This window comes from Streptomyces sp. NBC_00083, from assembly GCF_026343295.1.
GTDB lineage: Bacteria > Actinomycetota > Actinomycetes > Streptomycetales > Streptomycetaceae > Streptomyces.
In genome coordinates, this window is record NZ_JAPELY010000001.1 from 635,198 (window position 1) to 648,529 (window position 13,332).

The window sequence follows — 13,332 nt, forward strand, 5'->3', positions numbered from 1 at the left end:
CCCCGGGCGCCACCGGCACCGAAGGGCACCTCCCATGACCGCGCGCGGACGCTACCCCCTGCTGCTCGCCGCGCTCATCCTCGTGCTGCTGGCCGCGGCCACCGCGGGGCTCGCGCTCGGCTCCGTACGGATACCGGCCCGCGACGTGCTGGCCATCGTCACGGGCGCCGCCGAACCCGGCCCGTACCGCACGATCGTCCTGGAGGTCAGGGCGCCCCGCGTGGTGCTCGGCGCGGTCACCGGCGCCGGCCTCGCCGTCATCGGCACCACGCTCCAGGCCCTCGTCCGCAACCCGCTGGCCGACCCGTTCCTGCTCGGCGTCTCCAGCGGCGCGTCCGCCGGAGCCGTCGCCGTCATCGTGCTCGGAGCCGGAGCGGGCGTCGCCACCACCGTCGCCCTGCCCGCCGCCGCCTTCGCCGGCGCCCTCGGCGCCCTCGTCCTCGTGTACGCCCTGGCCCGACGCGCCGGCTCGATGACGGGCGGCCGGCTCGTCCTCGCCGGCGTCGCCGTCTCCTACGTCCTGTCCGCGCTGACCAGCCTCATCCTGGTCACCTCCGCCCGCGCCGAACACGCCCAGGAAGTCCTGCACTGGACGCTCGGCGGACTCGGCGGCGCCCGCTGGGACATGCTCGCCCTGCCCGCCGCCGCCCTCACCATCGGCACCCTCGTCCTGATCACCCTGGCCCGCCCCCTGGACCTGCTGCTCGTCGGCGAGGAGGGCGCCACCGTCCTCGGCCTCGACGCCGGCCGCTTCCGCGCCGCCGCGTTCGTGCTCACCTCCCTGCTCACCGGCGTCCTCGTCGCGTACACCGGGGCGATCGGCTTCGTCGGCCTGATGGTTCCGCACGCCGCCCGCATGGCCGTCGGCGCCGCCCACCGCACCCTGCTCCCCGTCGCGGCGCTCGGCGGCGCCGCCTTCCTCGTCGCCGCCGACCTCGCCGCGCGCACCGTCGCCGCCCCGCAGGACATCCCCGTCGGCGTGCTCACCGCGCTCACCGGCGGCCCGTTCTTCCTGTGGATGCTGCGCGGCCGCGGCGCCCGCGCGGAAGGCGGCCCCGCATGACGGCCCTGCGCGCCGAATCGCTCTCGTACACCACACCCCAGGGCCGCACCCTGCTGCACGACATCACCCTGGACGCCGCCGACGGCGAGACCGTCGGCCTCGTCGGCCCCAACGGCAGCGGCAAGACCACCCTGCTCCGCTGCGTCTACGCCACCCTGCGCCCCACCACGGGACGCGTCCTGCTCGACGGCGCCGACCTGCACGCGCTGCCGGCCAAGGCCCGCGCCCGCCGCATCGCGACCGTCCCGCAGGACGCCGACGCGGGCGGCATCGAGCTGAGCGTGCGCGAGATCGTCGCCATGGGCCGCTCCCCGCACCACCGCTTCTGGGAGTCCGACACCGCCGCCGACGACACCCTCGTGCGCGAGGCGCTCGCCCGGGTCGGCATCGCCGGCCTCGCCGAGCGTCCCTTCCCGTCCCTGTCCGGCGGCGAACGCCAGCGCGCCCTGGTCGCACGGGCCCTCGTCCAGCAGCCGGACATCGTCGTCCTGGACGAGCCGACCAACCACCTCGACATCCGCTACCAGCTCGAAGTCCTCTCCCTCATCAGGGAGTTGGGGACGGTCAACCTCCTCGCCCTGCACGACCTGAACCTCGCCGCGTACTACTGCGACCGCCTCTGCGTCCTCGCCGCGGGCCGGATCGTCGCGGCCGGCCCGCCCGCGGAGGTCCTCACTCCCGAGCTGCTGCGCGAGGTGTACGGGGTCGATGCCGAGGTGCGCGACCACCCGGCCACCGGCGCCCCCACCGTGGTCTATCTGCCGCCGACCGGGGCCACGACCACATACTGAGCAGGATCTATCCAGTATGCGAGATCACATTCCGGGAAGCGGACCGGGAATCTATACGATGACCCCATGGTTTCGAACGACGTGAGCGACAAGACGCCGAGCAGCGGCCCCGCCCTGCTGCTCGTGGCGCGGCTGCACGTCGACCTGTGCCGCCTCGCCAGCGCGATCTGTACGGCCCGCGCCGCCGCCCTCTGACGCCGCGGCGCCCCGCACCAACGCACCATCCGCACGCACCGGCGCGTGCGGCGCGCGGACCCGAGCCGCGCCCCCTGCCTCTCCCTTCCGATCAGGAGCCCACGCCATGGCCATCGAGGTCCGCATCCCGACCATCCTCCGCACCTACACCGACGGCGCCAAGGCGGTCCAGGGCGACGGCGCCACCCTCGCCGAGCTGCTCCACGACCTCGACGCCCGGCACACCGGCATCCGCGAGCGCATCGTGGACGGCGACAACCTGCGCCGCTTCGTGAACGTGTACCTCAACGACGAGGACGTCCGCTTCCTGGACGGTATCGACACCAAGCTGGCCGACGGCGACAACGTCACGATCCTGCCCGCCGTCGCGGGTGGCTCCGTCTGACATGCGCTACGACTCCGCTCTCGCCGCGGTCGGCAACACCCCGCTGGTCCGCCTGCCGCGGCTGTCCCCCTCGGACGACGTACGGATCTGGGCCAAGCTGGAGGACCGCAACCCGACCGGCTCCATCAAGGACCGGCCGGCGCTCCACATGGTGGAACAGGCCGAGAAGGACGGCCGGTTGACGCCCGGCTGCACCATTCTCGAACCGACCAGCGGCAACACCGGCATCTCGCTCGCGATGGCGGCGAAGCTCAAGGGCTACCGCATCGTGTGCGTGATGCCGGAGAACACCTCGCAGGAGCGTCGCGACCTGCTCGCGATGTGGGGCGCCGACATCGTGTCGTCCCCGGCGGCGGGCGGCTCCAACACGGCCGTACGGGTCGCGAAGGAGCTGGCCGGGCAGAACCCGGACTGGGTGATGCTCTACCAGTACGGAAACCCGGACAACGCGGGCGCCCACTACGCCACGACCGGCCCGGAGATCCTCACCGACCTGCCCTCCATCACCCACTTCGTGGCGGGCCTCGGCACCACCGGAACGCTGATGGGCGTCGGCCGCTACCTGCGCGAGAACGTCCCCGGCATCCAGATCGTCGCCGCCGAACCCCGCTACGACGACCTGGTCTACGGCCTGCGCAACCTCGACGAGGGCTTCGTGCCCGAGCTGTACGACGCCTCCGTCCTCACCACCCGCTTCTCGGTGGGCTCGGCCGACGCGGTGACCCGCACCCGTGAACTCCTCCAGGAGGAGGGCATCTTCGCGGGCGTCTCCACCGGCGCGGCCCTGCACGCGGCGATCGGCGTGGGCAAGAAGGCCGTCAAGGCGGGCACCCCCGCCGACATCGTCTTCGTCGTGGCCGACGGCGGCTGGAAGTACCTGTCGACGGGCGTCTACACCGCGCCCACGACCGAGGCCGCGATCGAAACCCTGCACGGCCAGCTCTGGGCCTGATCCCGCGCCCCGCCCCACGCGGGCGGGACCGGAAGCAGGCCACCGGCTCCCAGCGTCCCGGGGGCGGCGGCCGGCCCCGGGTGCGTCAGCCCGCCAAGTGGCGGACCTGGTCCCACAGGGCCGGGTCCACCACCCCCACCCGGCGCCGGAACGCCCACACCCCGACCTCGCGCAGCTCGTCCGTCTCCAGGAAGCTGGGCCGGCCCTGCGCGTCGGCCACCGTGCCGGGCGGCAGCGGAATGACCCCGGCCCGCTCGTCGTGGTACTTGCTGGTGATCTTCGCGACGGTCACCGCGTCACCCCGTACCCGCAGCACCAGACACGGGCGGTCCTTCCCGCCCGGAACATCCTCGTAGGGCACCTCGGCCCACCAGATCTCCGCCGCCCTCGGCGCCTTCGCCGCCCGGCCCCCCGGCCGCGCCGGCCCGGCCGGACGTGCCGGCGGCGCCGTCCGCCCGCCCGGCCGGCGCCGCGAACGCCCCCGCCCGTCGGCGAGCACGGCCACCAGCGCGAGCGCCACCACGGCGCCGAGCGCCAGCCACCACGACGTGTCCATACCGCAGACGGTACCGGCGCACCACCCGCGCCGCCCTCTCCTCACCTCGAACCCCTGTACTGACTTTGGTCCGGCCCCGCCCCACGCCCGTACACCTGCACCCTTGGCGCTACGGGGGAAGAGTGGTCTTGGCGGTGACTTCCCCCACAACGGCACGCTCCGAAGGAGCGAGGGGCCTTGACGCGCCTTACGCTCGACGCACCGCAAGCCCTTACCCGCGGTCTCCCCCCGCCCCGTCCGCCCCGCAGCGACAGGCTTCGCCTGGCCCCTCTGTTCCGGAGGTTCACGCTCCATGAAGCTCACCGTCGTCGGCTGCTCCGGGTCGTTCCCGTCCGCGGAATCGGCCTGCTCCAGCTACCTCCTTGAGGCAGACGGCTTCCGGCTGCTCCTCGACATGGGCAACGGGGCCCTCGGTGAGCTGCAGCGCCACATCGGTCTGTACGACCTCGACGCGATCTTCCTGTCGCATCTGCACGCCGACCACTGCATCGACATGTGCGGCTACTTCGTCGCCCGCTACTACCGCCACGAGGGCGGCCGCTGCGCCCCGATGCCGGTGTACGCGCCGGAGGGCGCCGAGCAGCGCCTGACCACCGCGTACGCGGACACGCCCTCCGCGTCCTCGATGAGCGAGGTCTTCGACTTCCACACCCTGAAGCCGGGCTCCTTCGACATCGGCCCCTTCTCGGTGCGTACGGAACGCGTCTGCCACCCCGTCGAGGCGTACGCCATCCGCGTCGAGCACGCCGGGCGCTCCCTCACGTACTCCGGCGACACCGGCCCGTGCGCCGCCCTCGACGAACTGGCCGGGGGCGCCGACCTGTTCCTGTGCGAGGCCTCCTTCACGTACGGCAAGGAGGACATCCCGGCGCTCCACCTCAACGGCCGCGAGGCCGGCGAACACGCGGCCCGCGCCGGCGCCGGGCGCCTGGTCCTCACGCACATCCCGCCGTGGACGGACGGCGAGGTCAATCTGGCGGACGCCCGCGCGGTCTACGCCGGCCCCACCGAGCTGGCCGCGCCGGGCGCCGTGTACGAGATCTGACCCCGCCCGGACCCCGCCCACGGGAAAGGCCCCCGGAACCGTTCGGTTCCGGGGGCCTTCGCCGTGCGCCGCGCGCGAGGCCTACGCCTTGGTGAGGTCCTCGACCTCTTCCTCGGGCTCACGGCCCGGGGTGGTGAGGTTGAACTTCGTGATGGCGAAGCGGAACAGCACGTAGTAGATGGCTCCGAAGACGAGACCGACCGGAATGATCAGCCAGGGCTTGGTGGCGAGGTTCCAGTTCAGCAGGTAGTCGATCGCGCCCGCCGAGAAGGTGAAGCCGGCGTGCACGCCCAGCGCCCAGGTGACGAGCATGGAGAGCGCCGTGAGAACCGCGTGGATCACGTAGAGCAGCGGCGCGATGAACATGAACGAGAACTCGATCGGCTCGGTCACACCGGTGACGAAGGACGTCAGGGCGAGCGAGATCATCATGCCGAGCACGGCCTTGCGGCGCTCGGGACGAGCGGCGTGCGCGATGGCGAGCGCGGCGGCCGGGAGACCGAACATCATGATCGGGAAGAAGCCCGACATGAACTGTCCGGCGGACGGGTCACCGGCGAAGAAGCGGGTCAGGTCACCGTGGACGACGGAGCCGTCGGGCTTCGTGAAGTCGCCGATCTGGAACCAGGACACGGTGTTGACGAACTGGTGCATGCCGATGGGCAGCAGACCGCGGTTGATCAGACCGAAGAGACCCGCACCCACCGCGCCGAGGCCGGTGATCCACTTGCCGAAGCTGGTGATGACGTCGCCGATCGGCTCCCAGCCGATGACGACGAGGATGCCGAGGGCGGTGCCCACAAAGGCCATGATGATCGGGACGAGGCGGCGGCCGTTGAAGAAGCCGAGCCAGTCGACCAGCTTGGTGCGGTGGAACCGCTGCCACAGCACGGCGCTCAGCAGGCCGAGGATGATGCCGCCGAGGACACCCGGGTTCTGGAAGGAGGCCGCGGTGACCGCGCCGTCCTTCAGGTATGCGCCGCCGAAGAGGCCGGTGCTGGTGTACTTGGCGCCCGCGACATCGATCGGGAACTGGTGGATCACGGCGTAGTACGTCATGAATCCGACCACCGCCGCGAGCGCGGTGGATCCGTCGGCCTTCTTGGCGAAGCCGATCGCCACGCCTATGCAGAAGAGCAGGGGCAGGCCGAACGAGGCGTCGAGCAGGGCGCCGCCGGCCCCGCCGAAGACCTTGGCGACGTTGTCCCAGCCGAGACCGTCGGCACCGAACACATCGGGCTGGCCGAGACGGAGCAGAATGCCCGCCGCGGGCAGCACGGCGATCGGCAGCTGCAAGCTGCGGCCGACCTTCTGCAGACCCTGGAACAGGCCGGAGCCCCGCTTCTTCGCGGGCGCCGCCGTAGCGGTGGCCGTACTCATCAACATCCTCCAGTAGGGCAAGGCGCCGCCCGGGGGCATGGGAAAATACGGGGGGACGGCGGCGTCTCAGGGGAACGCGGTCAAGCCCGCGTGGTCTACACCAATGAGTGGTGTAGACCAGTTGTAGCACGGTGAGGGTTAGATAAGGAACCTTCGTTTTTTGTGGCCTGAGCCATAACCGGCAAACGGCACGGGACCGACTCCGCGCCGTGACCGATTCGTTGTCCGGAGAGGCCCTCGGGACATGCCGAAGGCCCCCGGGCCGCGAGGTCCGAGGGCCTGGTCGAAGCCGGCCGAAAGGGCGGAGCTACGCCTTGGTGTTCTCCTGCTCCAGCTCCTCCGCGTCCGGCTCCCGCCCCGGCGTCGGCAGGTTGAACTTGGTGATCGCGAAGCGGAACACCGCGTAATAGACGACGCCGAAGCACAGCCCGATCGGAATGATCATCCAGGGCTTCGTCGCCAGGCTCCAGTTGATGACGTAGTCGATCAGGCCGGCCGAGAAGCTGAAGCCGTCCTTGACGCCGAGCCCCCAGCTCACCGCCATCGACACACCCGTGAGCACCGCGTGGATCGCGTACAGGAGCGGCGCGATGAAGACGAAGGAGTACTCGATCGGCTCGGTGATGCCGGTGACGAACGAGGTCAGGCCGACCGAGAGCATCATGCCGCCGACCTCCTTGCGGCGGTGCGGCTTGGCGCAGTGCGCGATCGCGAGGGCGGCGGCGGGCAGCGCGAACATCATGATCGGGAAGAACCCGGTCTGGAACTGGCCGGCCGTCGGGTCGCCCGCGAGGAAGCGCGGGATGTCGCCGTGCACGACCGTGCCGTCCGGCTTGGTGAAGTCGCCGAACTGGAACCAGACGAAGGTGTTCAGGAACTGGTGCAGGCCGATCACGAGCAGCGCACGGTTGGCGACACCGAAGATGCCGGAACCCAGCGCGCCCAGATCCACCAGCCACTTGCTGAAGCTGGTCAGCGCGTCACCGACCGGCGGCCACACGAACAGGCACAGCACGGCGAACACGATCGCGACGCCGGACATGATGATCGGCACGAGCCGGCGCCCGTTGAAGAAGCCCAGCCAGTCGACCAGCTTCGTACGGTGGAACCGCTGCCAGAAGTACGCGGTGAGCAGGCCCATCACGATGCCGCCGAACACACCCGGGTTCTGGTACGTGGCGAGGACCGCCGAGCCGTCCTTCGCGATGCACGCACCAGCGGTGAGCTTCGCTCCGGCGGCGCAGTCCTTCGGGAACTGCAGGAGCACCCCGTTGTAGACGAGGAATCCCGCCACCGCCGCGAGCGCGGTCGAGCCGTCCGCCTTCTTCGCCATGCCGATGGCGACACCCACGCAGAACAGCAGGGGCAGCCCCACCGAACCGTCCAGCAGCGCGCCGCCCGCACCCTTGAACACCTTGGCGACGTCGTCCCAGCCGAGCCCGGTCTTGCCGAACATGTCGTCCTGGCCGAACCGGTTGAGGATGCCCGCCGCGGGCAGCACCGCGATCGGCAGCTGGAGGCTGCGGCCCATCTTCTGCAGCCCCTGGAACAGCCCGTTCCACCATTGGGGCTGGGGCGGCGCGGCCGCGCTGCTGGTGCTCATCGGCAACCTCCAGGCTTGCGGAACAAGCCGGCTCGGACGGTCGTTGCAGGGTGGTGTAGACCAGTTGCGGTATCGTCCGGAGAGGCCCCTCGCGGAACATGGCTCCGGTGATCGCCATCCTTGGCCAGGCAGAATGCGCCCGCGCGCATAGCTGGGCCAAACGTGGGTTACCGTGACAAAGCGGACCTACCGTGGGCCGACACAGCGTTCTTCAGAACCAGGAGAGACACATGGCCAGCAAGGCTGAGAAGATCGTCGCCGGCCTCGGCGGTATCGAGAACATCGAAGAGGTCGAGGGCTGCATCACGCGCCTGCGCACCGAGGTCATCGACCCGAGCAAGGTCGACGAGGCCGCCCTGAAGGCCGCCGGCGCCCACGGCGTCGTCAAGATGGGCACGGCGATCCAGGTCGTCATCGGCACCGACGCGGACCCCATCGCCGCGGACATCGAAGACATGATGTGAGTCGCTGACCCCTCACACCGTAAGGCCGGCCCCCACCCAGGGAGCCGGCCTTACGCATACCCGGGCCCACGGACGGACGCGCGCGGAGGCCCCGGGCAGGTGAGGGGCGCGGGGAACTGCGCGGGAAGCGGGCACGGTCCGCAGACGAAGGCGGGGCCGCCCAGGGCTCCGCCCCGGACCCCGTACGCGTCCGAAAGGCACTCGTCCGCAAACGCCGGACAGGCCGAGACTGCCCGCAGGGGCCCGGCGCCGACCAACCGACCCGACCGAGGTGCCCCGCAGGGCCTCGCGCCGGACAGGGGCGCAAGCGCCCCACCCGAATCGCCTAGGCTCATCCCCATGTCTCGAATCGACGGCCGCACCCCCGAACAGCTCCGCCCCGTCACCATCGAACGCGGATGGAGCAAGCACGCCGAGGGCTCCGTCCTCGTCTCCTTCGGCGACACCAAAGTCTTCTGCACCGCCTCCTTCACCGAGGGCGTACCCCGCTGGCGCAAGGGCAGTGGCGAAGGCTGGGTCACCGCTGAATACTCGATGCTGCCCCGCTCCACCAACACCCGCGGCGACCGCGAATCCGTCCGCGGCAAGATCGGCGGCCGCACCCACGAGATCTCCCGCCTGATCGGCCGCTCCCTGCGCGCCGTCATCGACTACAAGGCCCTCGGCGAGAACACCATCGTCCTGGACTGCGACGTCCTCCAGGCCGACGGCGGCACCCGCACCGCCGCCATCACCGGCGCCTACGTCGCCCTCGCCGACGCCATCACCTGGGCCCAGGGCAAGAAGCTCGTCAAGCACGGCCGCCGGCCGCTCACCGGCACCGTCGCCGCCGTCTCCGTCGGCATCGTCGACGGCGCCCCCCTCCTCGACCTCTGCTACGAGGAAGACGTACGCGCCGAGACCGACATGAACGTCGTCTGCACCGGCGACGGCCGCTTCGTCGAGGTCCAGGGCACCGCCGAAGCCGAGCCCTTCGACCGCAAGGAGCTCAACGCACTGCTCGACCTCGCCACCGGAGGCTGCGCCGACCTCGCCGCCCTCCAACTCCGCGCGCTGGCCGCGGTGTCCGGCGAGTAAAGAGGCAACCAAGCGGGGCGCTCCCCGCGTCACCACGAGTACGGGCGTACGGGCCTACCGTGCGCCCGTCCGTATCTTCCGGACGACTCCCGCGTCGCCCGGAACCCCTGGGGGAGGACCCGACCGATGCGCCGAACCGTGCTCGCCCTCGCCACCGCGGCCCTGGCCGTCACCGCCACCGCGGGCTGCGGAGCCATCGACAAGGCCATCGACTGCGTCAACACCGCCCAGGCCATCGGGACCAGCGTCGACAACCTCGGCAAGGCGGTCGGCAACGCCACCGACAACCCCACCCAGGCCGACCAGGCGCTCAACGACATCGACCGGCAGCTGTCGACCCTGAAGAACACGACCGGCAACGCGGACCTCTCCAAGGCGGTGGACGACCTCAACAAGGCCGTGGACAACGTGCGTTCAGCCATCAAGAACGGCGACAACACCCCCGACATCAGCGGCGTCACGGACGCGGCCAAGGAAATCGGCAAGGTCTGCACCCCCTGAGCCACGGCCGGGCCGCGCCGCCCCCCGATACTGGTGGACATGACCCGCCTGATCCTCGCCACCCGCAACGCCGGCAAAGTCACCGAACTCCACGCCATCCTCGCCGCGGCCGGCCTGCCCCACGAACTCGTCGGCGCCGACGCCTACCCCGAGATCCCCGACGTCAAGGAAACCGGCGTCACCTTCGCCGAGAACGCCCTCCTCAAGGCCCACGCCCTCGCCCGAGCGACCGGCCTGCCCGCCGTCGCCGACGACTCCGGCCTCTGCGTCGACGTCCTGAACGGCGCCCCCGGCATCTTCTCGGCCCGCTGGTCCGGCACCCACGGCAACGACCGGGCCAACCTGGACCTCCTCCTGGCCCAGCTCTCCGACATCGCCGACGAACACCGCGCGGCCCACTTCGCCTGCGCCGCCGCCCTCGCCCTGCCCGACGGCACGGAACGCGTCGTGGAAGGCCGCCTCCTGGGCACCCTGCGCCACACCCCGGCCGGCACGGGCGGCTTCGGCTACGACCCGATCCTCCAGCCGAACGGCGAGACACGCACGTGCGCCGAGCTGTCCCCCGCGGAAAAGAACGCGATCAGCCACCGCGGCCAGGCCTTCCGAGCGTTGGTGCCGGTGGTACGTGAGCTGGTGGGCTGACCACGCGATGAAGGGCCTGACGCCGTTGTTCCGAAGGCGTCAGGCCCTTTTTCCCGTGGGCCCGGTGGGACTTGAACCCACGACGCACCGGATCTAAACCGGCGTCCTCTTGCCAGCTGGGATACGGGCCCCTGCGCCGCCTACTCTACTGGGCGTTGTCCCGGCGCTCCGAGAAGGTGCCGGTCTGGCTGTGGCAGGAAGGACAGAGATACCGCAGGTTCTCCCTGCGGTTGTCGAGACGGTCACCGCTGACGTGGTCGATCTCCAGAACGAGCCGCCCGCCCTGCCAGAGGTCCCCCACTCCGCAGGCGCCGCAGACGTGCGCGACCTTCAGGTCGTCGAGCGCCCGTCGAAGCTGCGCCGTCTTCGTGCGGGCGGATCCCGGCGGCAGAAGCACCAGGATCTCGTCCGCCGACTTGCGTCGGGTGGACGGCACTCCACGCTTATGGCCTTGGCCGACGAAATGGCCGGTGCTGATGCCGTACATGCGCAGGTCCCGGTTGATACGGGCCCGGCCCGCGCCGTTGTCGACGATATCGAGTTGCCTCAGCACCCCGGCGAGAGTCCGGGAAGAGGCCACGGCGGATTCGAGCAGGTCGCGGCGCACGTTTTTGGGCCCGTGGCTGCGGCCCGACAGGAAGTGCGACGTGTCGATGCCGAAACGGTCGAGCCTCTTGCGGATGTACCCGGCCGGGCAGTCGCGCGGGGAGAAGCCCAAGTACTCGATCACTTCGCGGATGCTGTGCGAACGAGCCGCCGCCTGCGCCAGCAACTCCTTCGGATAGGAGCGGGGGGCTCGCTCGGGCAGCGGTTCCTCCTCGAAGTGGGAGGTGTCTGTCCCGTAGTGCTCGACCCGGCCGCGGAGGTAGCGGAGGGGGCGGCTGCCCATCGGAGCGCCGAGCCTTCTCAGCATGTCGACCAGACTGGTGGACGCCCGCGCCGTGCGCGTGAGCAGGTCAGGTGTGTACACCGGCGAGGTCACGATTCCGCTCGGCTCCGCCTGCGGCCCCGGTAAGTGTCGGTCACCGCATGGCAGTTGGGGCAGAGGAGCCGTAGGTTCTCCGTGCGGTTGTCCCACCATCGGCCATTGACGTGGTCGACTTCGAGGCGAAGCGGGCTGCCGTTCCATTCCGGGCCGGTGCCACACATCGTGCAGCGCTCATCGACCCCCTTGCCCAGAAGGCCGCGACGAAGGCGCTCGCCGGGAACCCTGCCATCCCCGGGGTCACGCAGGCCGAACAGGTCCCCCAGGGAGCCTTTCGGACGGCCTTGGCGCGTACGGACGAAGTGGCTGGTGTCGATTTCGAGGGCGGTTATCCGTCGCCGGATGTGGGTCTGATTCCCGCCGACCTGACTGATGCCCAGGTGGCGCACGACGTCCTTGATGTTGGACGACACCATCACCGCCGCCCGCAGGCGCTCCTCGGTGTGCCGGACCTGGTTCGTGGTGAGGTGAGAGATGTCGATCCCGGCCTCCGCCATCCGCTGCCGCAGATAGCGCCTGCTGCCGGGCGTCGGTATGCCCCCGCACCAGCGGACCGCGTCGTCCATGTGCTGTGTTTCCCGTGCCGCCTCCGCGAGCAACTCCGGGGTGTACCTGGGTGCCATGCCCTGCTCCGTCCCGGCCACGCGTTCGCGGCCTCGTACGGAGTAACGAACCGTATAGCGGACAGTCACACCCGATATGCGGAACGGCCCGTGCCGCTTGCGGGGCCGGGCCGTCTGTGGGGTGGGTGGGGCGGGGTCAGATGGCGAGGTCCTTGATGATTTTGGCTACGTGGCCCGTCGCCTTCACGTTGTACAGGGCGCGCTCCACCTTGCCGTCCTCGTCCACCACGACCGTCGAGCGGATGACCCCGGTCACCGTCTTGCCGTACAGCTTCTTCTCGCCGTACGCCCCGTACGCCTCCAGGACCTCCTTCGACGGGTCGCCCACCAGCGTGACCTTCAGGGACTCCTTCTCGCGGAACTTCGCGAGCTTCTCCGGCTTGTCGGGGGAGACGCCGATGACGTCGTAGCCGGCGCCGGCGAGCAGCTCCAGGTTGTCCGTGAAGTCGCACGCCTGCTTGGTGCAGCCGGGGGTGAGGGCGGCCGGGTAGAAGTACACGATGACCTTGCGGCCCTTGTGGGCGGCGAGCGAGACCTCGTTGCCGTCGGCGTCGGGCAGGGTGAAGGCGGGCGCGGTGTCGCCGGGCTGAAGTCGCTCGCTCATGGGGTTTCCTCCGGAATGGCCGAGGGCGGGGTGTACACCGACAGAGCCTAATGGGGGCCTGTGACAGTGCATCGGCCACAGAGCTGACAGACTGTGGAGGACGGATGACCCCATACGACCACCGGAGGCGGCGCAGTGTCGGAAGCCAGGACCCCTGCGCAGATCGAGGCGGACATCAGGAGCCGGCGGGACCAGCTCGCGGTGACCCTTGACGAGATCGGGGTGCGGCTGCACCCGTCCACGATCGTCGGCGACGCGAAGGCGCGGTTCGTCTCGACGGTGGACCACACCGCGGGGCGCGCGTACATCGCGGTGAACCGTGCGGTGAGCGATGTGAAGGCGCAGTTCGTGTCCGAGGACGGGGCGCCCCGGGTGGGGCGCATCGTGCCGGTCGCGCTCGTCGCGGTCGGCGTGGTGGGGCTGTTCGCCCTGTCGTCGAAGAAGCGGCGTGCCTGACCCTTCGGCG

17 protein-coding genes and 1 tRNA gene are annotated in these 13,332 nt (G+C 70.6%); 11 read left to right on the plus strand and 7 right to left on the minus strand.

Going from position 1 to position 13,332, the window contains the following annotated elements; translation table 11 throughout:
* Positions 1-34 precede the first annotated feature (34 nt).
* The 5 genes from OOJ98_RS02720 (at position 35) to OOJ98_RS02740 (ending at position 3,386) form a co-directional block, all read left to right on the plus strand.
* Positions 35-1,063, plus strand: a complete 1,029-nt coding sequence (locus OOJ98_RS02720; RefSeq protein WP_267052991.1) for an iron ABC transporter permease — start codon at positions 35-37, stop codon at positions 1,061-1,063.
* Positions 1,060-1,854, plus strand: a complete 795-nt coding sequence (locus OOJ98_RS02725; protein WP_267052992.1) for an ABC transporter ATP-binding protein — start codon at positions 1,060-1,062, stop codon at positions 1,852-1,854. Before OOJ98_RS02720 ends, OOJ98_RS02725 begins: the two co-directional genes overlap by 4 nt.
* 66 nt (positions 1,855-1,920) lie before the next feature.
* Positions 1,921-2,049, plus strand: coding sequence for a putative leader peptide (locus tag OOJ98_RS02730; protein ID WP_261710360.1), 129 nt, complete (start codon positions 1,921-1,923; stop codon positions 2,047-2,049).
* Positions 2,050-2,155: 106 nt separating this feature from the next.
* Complete coding sequence (locus OOJ98_RS02735) at positions 2,156-2,434, plus strand: MoaD/ThiS family protein (protein WP_267052993.1); 279 nt, start codon at positions 2,156-2,158, stop codon at positions 2,432-2,434.
* A gap of 1 nt (position 2,435) precedes the next feature.
* The gene (locus tag OOJ98_RS02740) at positions 2,436-3,386 is read left to right on the plus strand and encodes a PLP-dependent cysteine synthase family protein (protein ID WP_267052994.1); all 951 of its coding nucleotides are present in this window, start codon (positions 2,436-2,438) and stop codon (positions 3,384-3,386) included.
* Between the two features lie 85 nt (positions 3,387-3,471).
* Here the strand turns inward: OOJ98_RS02740 and OOJ98_RS02745 are convergent, their stop codons facing one another.
* Positions 3,472-3,942 (minus strand): type II toxin-antitoxin system PemK/MazF family toxin, encoded by a 471-nt coding sequence (locus OOJ98_RS02745; RefSeq protein ID WP_267052995.1) that lies wholly within the window; start codon positions 3,940-3,942, stop codon positions 3,472-3,474.
* A gap of 292 nt (positions 3,943-4,234) precedes the next feature.
* Between OOJ98_RS02745 and OOJ98_RS02750 the strand changes: the two genes are divergently transcribed.
* Positions 4,235-4,987: an MBL fold metallo-hydrolase gene (locus OOJ98_RS02750; RefSeq protein WP_267052996.1), complete on the plus strand. Its 753-nt coding sequence runs from the start codon at positions 4,235-4,237 to the stop codon at positions 4,985-4,987.
* A gap of 81 nt (positions 4,988-5,068) precedes the next feature.
* Here OOJ98_RS02750 and OOJ98_RS02755 read toward each other — a convergent pair whose 3' ends face one another.
* On the minus strand, positions 5,069-6,367 hold the full coding sequence (locus OOJ98_RS02755; protein WP_267052997.1) for a PTS transporter subunit EIIC: 1,299 nt from the start codon (positions 6,365-6,367) through the stop codon (positions 5,069-5,071).
* 307 nt (positions 6,368-6,674) lie between these two features.
* Positions 6,675-7,970, minus strand: a complete 1,296-nt coding sequence (locus tag OOJ98_RS02760) for a PTS transporter subunit EIIC (RefSeq protein WP_267052998.1) — start codon at positions 7,968-7,970, stop codon at positions 6,675-6,677.
* A gap of 230 nt (positions 7,971-8,200) precedes the next feature.
* Here OOJ98_RS02760 and OOJ98_RS02765 point away from each other — a divergent pair, with 230 nt between their 5' ends.
* The 4 genes from OOJ98_RS02765 (at position 8,201) to rdgB (ending at position 10,654) form a co-directional block, all read left to right on the plus strand.
* On the plus strand, positions 8,201-8,434 hold the full coding sequence (locus OOJ98_RS02765) for a glucose PTS transporter subunit EIIB (RefSeq protein ID WP_018517946.1): 234 nt from the start codon (positions 8,201-8,203) through the stop codon (positions 8,432-8,434).
* Positions 8,435-8,773: 339 nt separating this feature from the next.
* Positions 8,774-9,511, plus strand: coding sequence for a ribonuclease PH (gene rph / locus OOJ98_RS02770; RefSeq protein ID WP_267052999.1), 738 nt, complete (start codon positions 8,774-8,776; stop codon positions 9,509-9,511).
* 126 nt (positions 9,512-9,637) lie between these two features.
* Entirely contained in the window at positions 9,638-10,012 is a 375-nt protein-coding gene (locus OOJ98_RS02775; RefSeq protein WP_267053000.1) for a hypothetical protein, read from the plus strand.
* Positions 10,013-10,051: 39 nt separating this feature from the next.
* Entirely contained in the window at positions 10,052-10,654 is a 603-nt protein-coding gene (gene rdgB, locus OOJ98_RS02780) for an RdgB/HAM1 family non-canonical purine NTP pyrophosphatase (RefSeq protein WP_267053001.1), read from the plus strand.
* Positions 10,655-10,710: 56 nt separating this feature from the next.
* On the opposite strand, the gene OOJ98_RS02785 is transcribed toward rdgB, so the two are convergent.
* The 4 genes from OOJ98_RS02785 to bcp all read right to left on the minus strand — a co-directional run bounded on the left by OOJ98_RS02785 (position 10,711) and on the right by bcp (position 12,866).
* A tRNA-Leu gene (locus OOJ98_RS02785) sits at positions 10,711-10,785 on the minus strand.
* A 14-nt stretch (positions 10,786-10,799) separates the two neighbouring features.
* Positions 10,800-11,567 carry an HNH endonuclease signature motif containing protein gene (locus OOJ98_RS02790; RefSeq protein ID WP_267055484.1) on the minus strand — a complete coding sequence of 256 codons (768 nt, stop codon included), beginning with the start codon at positions 11,565-11,567 and terminating at the stop codon, positions 10,800-10,802.
* Positions 11,568-11,632: 65 nt separating this feature from the next.
* The gene (locus OOJ98_RS02795; RefSeq protein WP_267053002.1) at positions 11,633-12,262 is read right to left on the minus strand and encodes an HNH endonuclease signature motif containing protein; all 630 of its coding nucleotides are present in this window, start codon (positions 12,260-12,262) and stop codon (positions 11,633-11,635) included.
* A gap of 136 nt (positions 12,263-12,398) precedes the next feature.
* Positions 12,399-12,866, minus strand: a complete 468-nt coding sequence (gene bcp / locus OOJ98_RS02800) for a thioredoxin-dependent thiol peroxidase (RefSeq protein WP_267053003.1) — start codon at positions 12,864-12,866, stop codon at positions 12,399-12,401.
* A 135-nt stretch (positions 12,867-13,001) separates the two neighbouring features.
* On the opposite strand from bcp, the gene OOJ98_RS02805 reads away from it, so the two are divergent.
* Positions 13,002-13,322 carry a DUF3618 domain-containing protein gene (locus tag OOJ98_RS02805; RefSeq protein ID WP_267053004.1) on the plus strand — a complete coding sequence of 107 codons (321 nt, stop codon included), beginning with the start codon at positions 13,002-13,004 and terminating at the stop codon, positions 13,320-13,322.
* Positions 13,323-13,332: the final 10 nt, after the last annotated feature.

Bases quoted from the DNA above. Each gene is read 5' to 3' on its own strand.
- OOJ98_RS02720 (WP_267052991.1), top strand. From the start codon at position 35: ATGACCGCGCGCGGACGCTACCCCCTGCTGCTCGCCGCGCTCATCCTC.
- OOJ98_RS02725 (WP_267052992.1), top strand. From the start codon at position 1,060: ATGACGGCCCTGCGCGCCGAATCGCTCTCGTACACCACACCCCAGGGC.
- OOJ98_RS02730 (WP_261710360.1), top strand. From the start codon at position 1,921: ATGGTTTCGAACGACGTGAGCGACAAGACGCCGAGCAGCGGCCCCGCC.
- OOJ98_RS02735 (WP_267052993.1), top strand. From the start codon at position 2,156: ATGGCCATCGAGGTCCGCATCCCGACCATCCTCCGCACCTACACCGAC.
- OOJ98_RS02740 (WP_267052994.1), top strand. From the start codon at position 2,436: ATGCGCTACGACTCCGCTCTCGCCGCGGTCGGCAACACCCCGCTGGTC.
- OOJ98_RS02745 (WP_267052995.1), bottom strand. From the start codon at position 3,942: ATGGACACGTCGTGGTGGCTGGCGCTCGGCGCCGTGGTGGCGCTCGCG.
- OOJ98_RS02750 (WP_267052996.1), top strand. From the start codon at position 4,235: ATGAAGCTCACCGTCGTCGGCTGCTCCGGGTCGTTCCCGTCCGCGGAA.
- OOJ98_RS02755 (WP_267052997.1), bottom strand. From the start codon at position 6,367: ATGAGTACGGCCACCGCTACGGCGGCGCCCGCGAAGAAGCGGGGCTCC.
- OOJ98_RS02760 (WP_267052998.1), bottom strand. From the start codon at position 7,970: ATGAGCACCAGCAGCGCGGCCGCGCCGCCCCAGCCCCAATGGTGGAAC.
- OOJ98_RS02765 (WP_018517946.1), top strand. From the start codon at position 8,201: ATGGCCAGCAAGGCTGAGAAGATCGTCGCCGGCCTCGGCGGTATCGAG.
- rph (WP_267052999.1), top strand. From the start codon at position 8,774: ATGTCTCGAATCGACGGCCGCACCCCCGAACAGCTCCGCCCCGTCACC.
- OOJ98_RS02775 (WP_267053000.1), top strand. From the start codon at position 9,638: ATGCGCCGAACCGTGCTCGCCCTCGCCACCGCGGCCCTGGCCGTCACC.
- rdgB (WP_267053001.1), top strand. From the start codon at position 10,052: ATGACCCGCCTGATCCTCGCCACCCGCAACGCCGGCAAAGTCACCGAA.
- OOJ98_RS02790 (WP_267055484.1), bottom strand. From the start codon at position 11,567: ATGCTGAGAAGGCTCGGCGCTCCGATGGGCAGCCGCCCCCTCCGCTAC.
- OOJ98_RS02795 (WP_267053002.1), bottom strand. From the start codon at position 12,262: ATGGCACCCAGGTACACCCCGGAGTTGCTCGCGGAGGCGGCACGGGAA.
- bcp (WP_267053003.1), bottom strand. From the start codon at position 12,866: ATGAGCGAGCGACTTCAGCCCGGCGACACCGCGCCCGCCTTCACCCTG.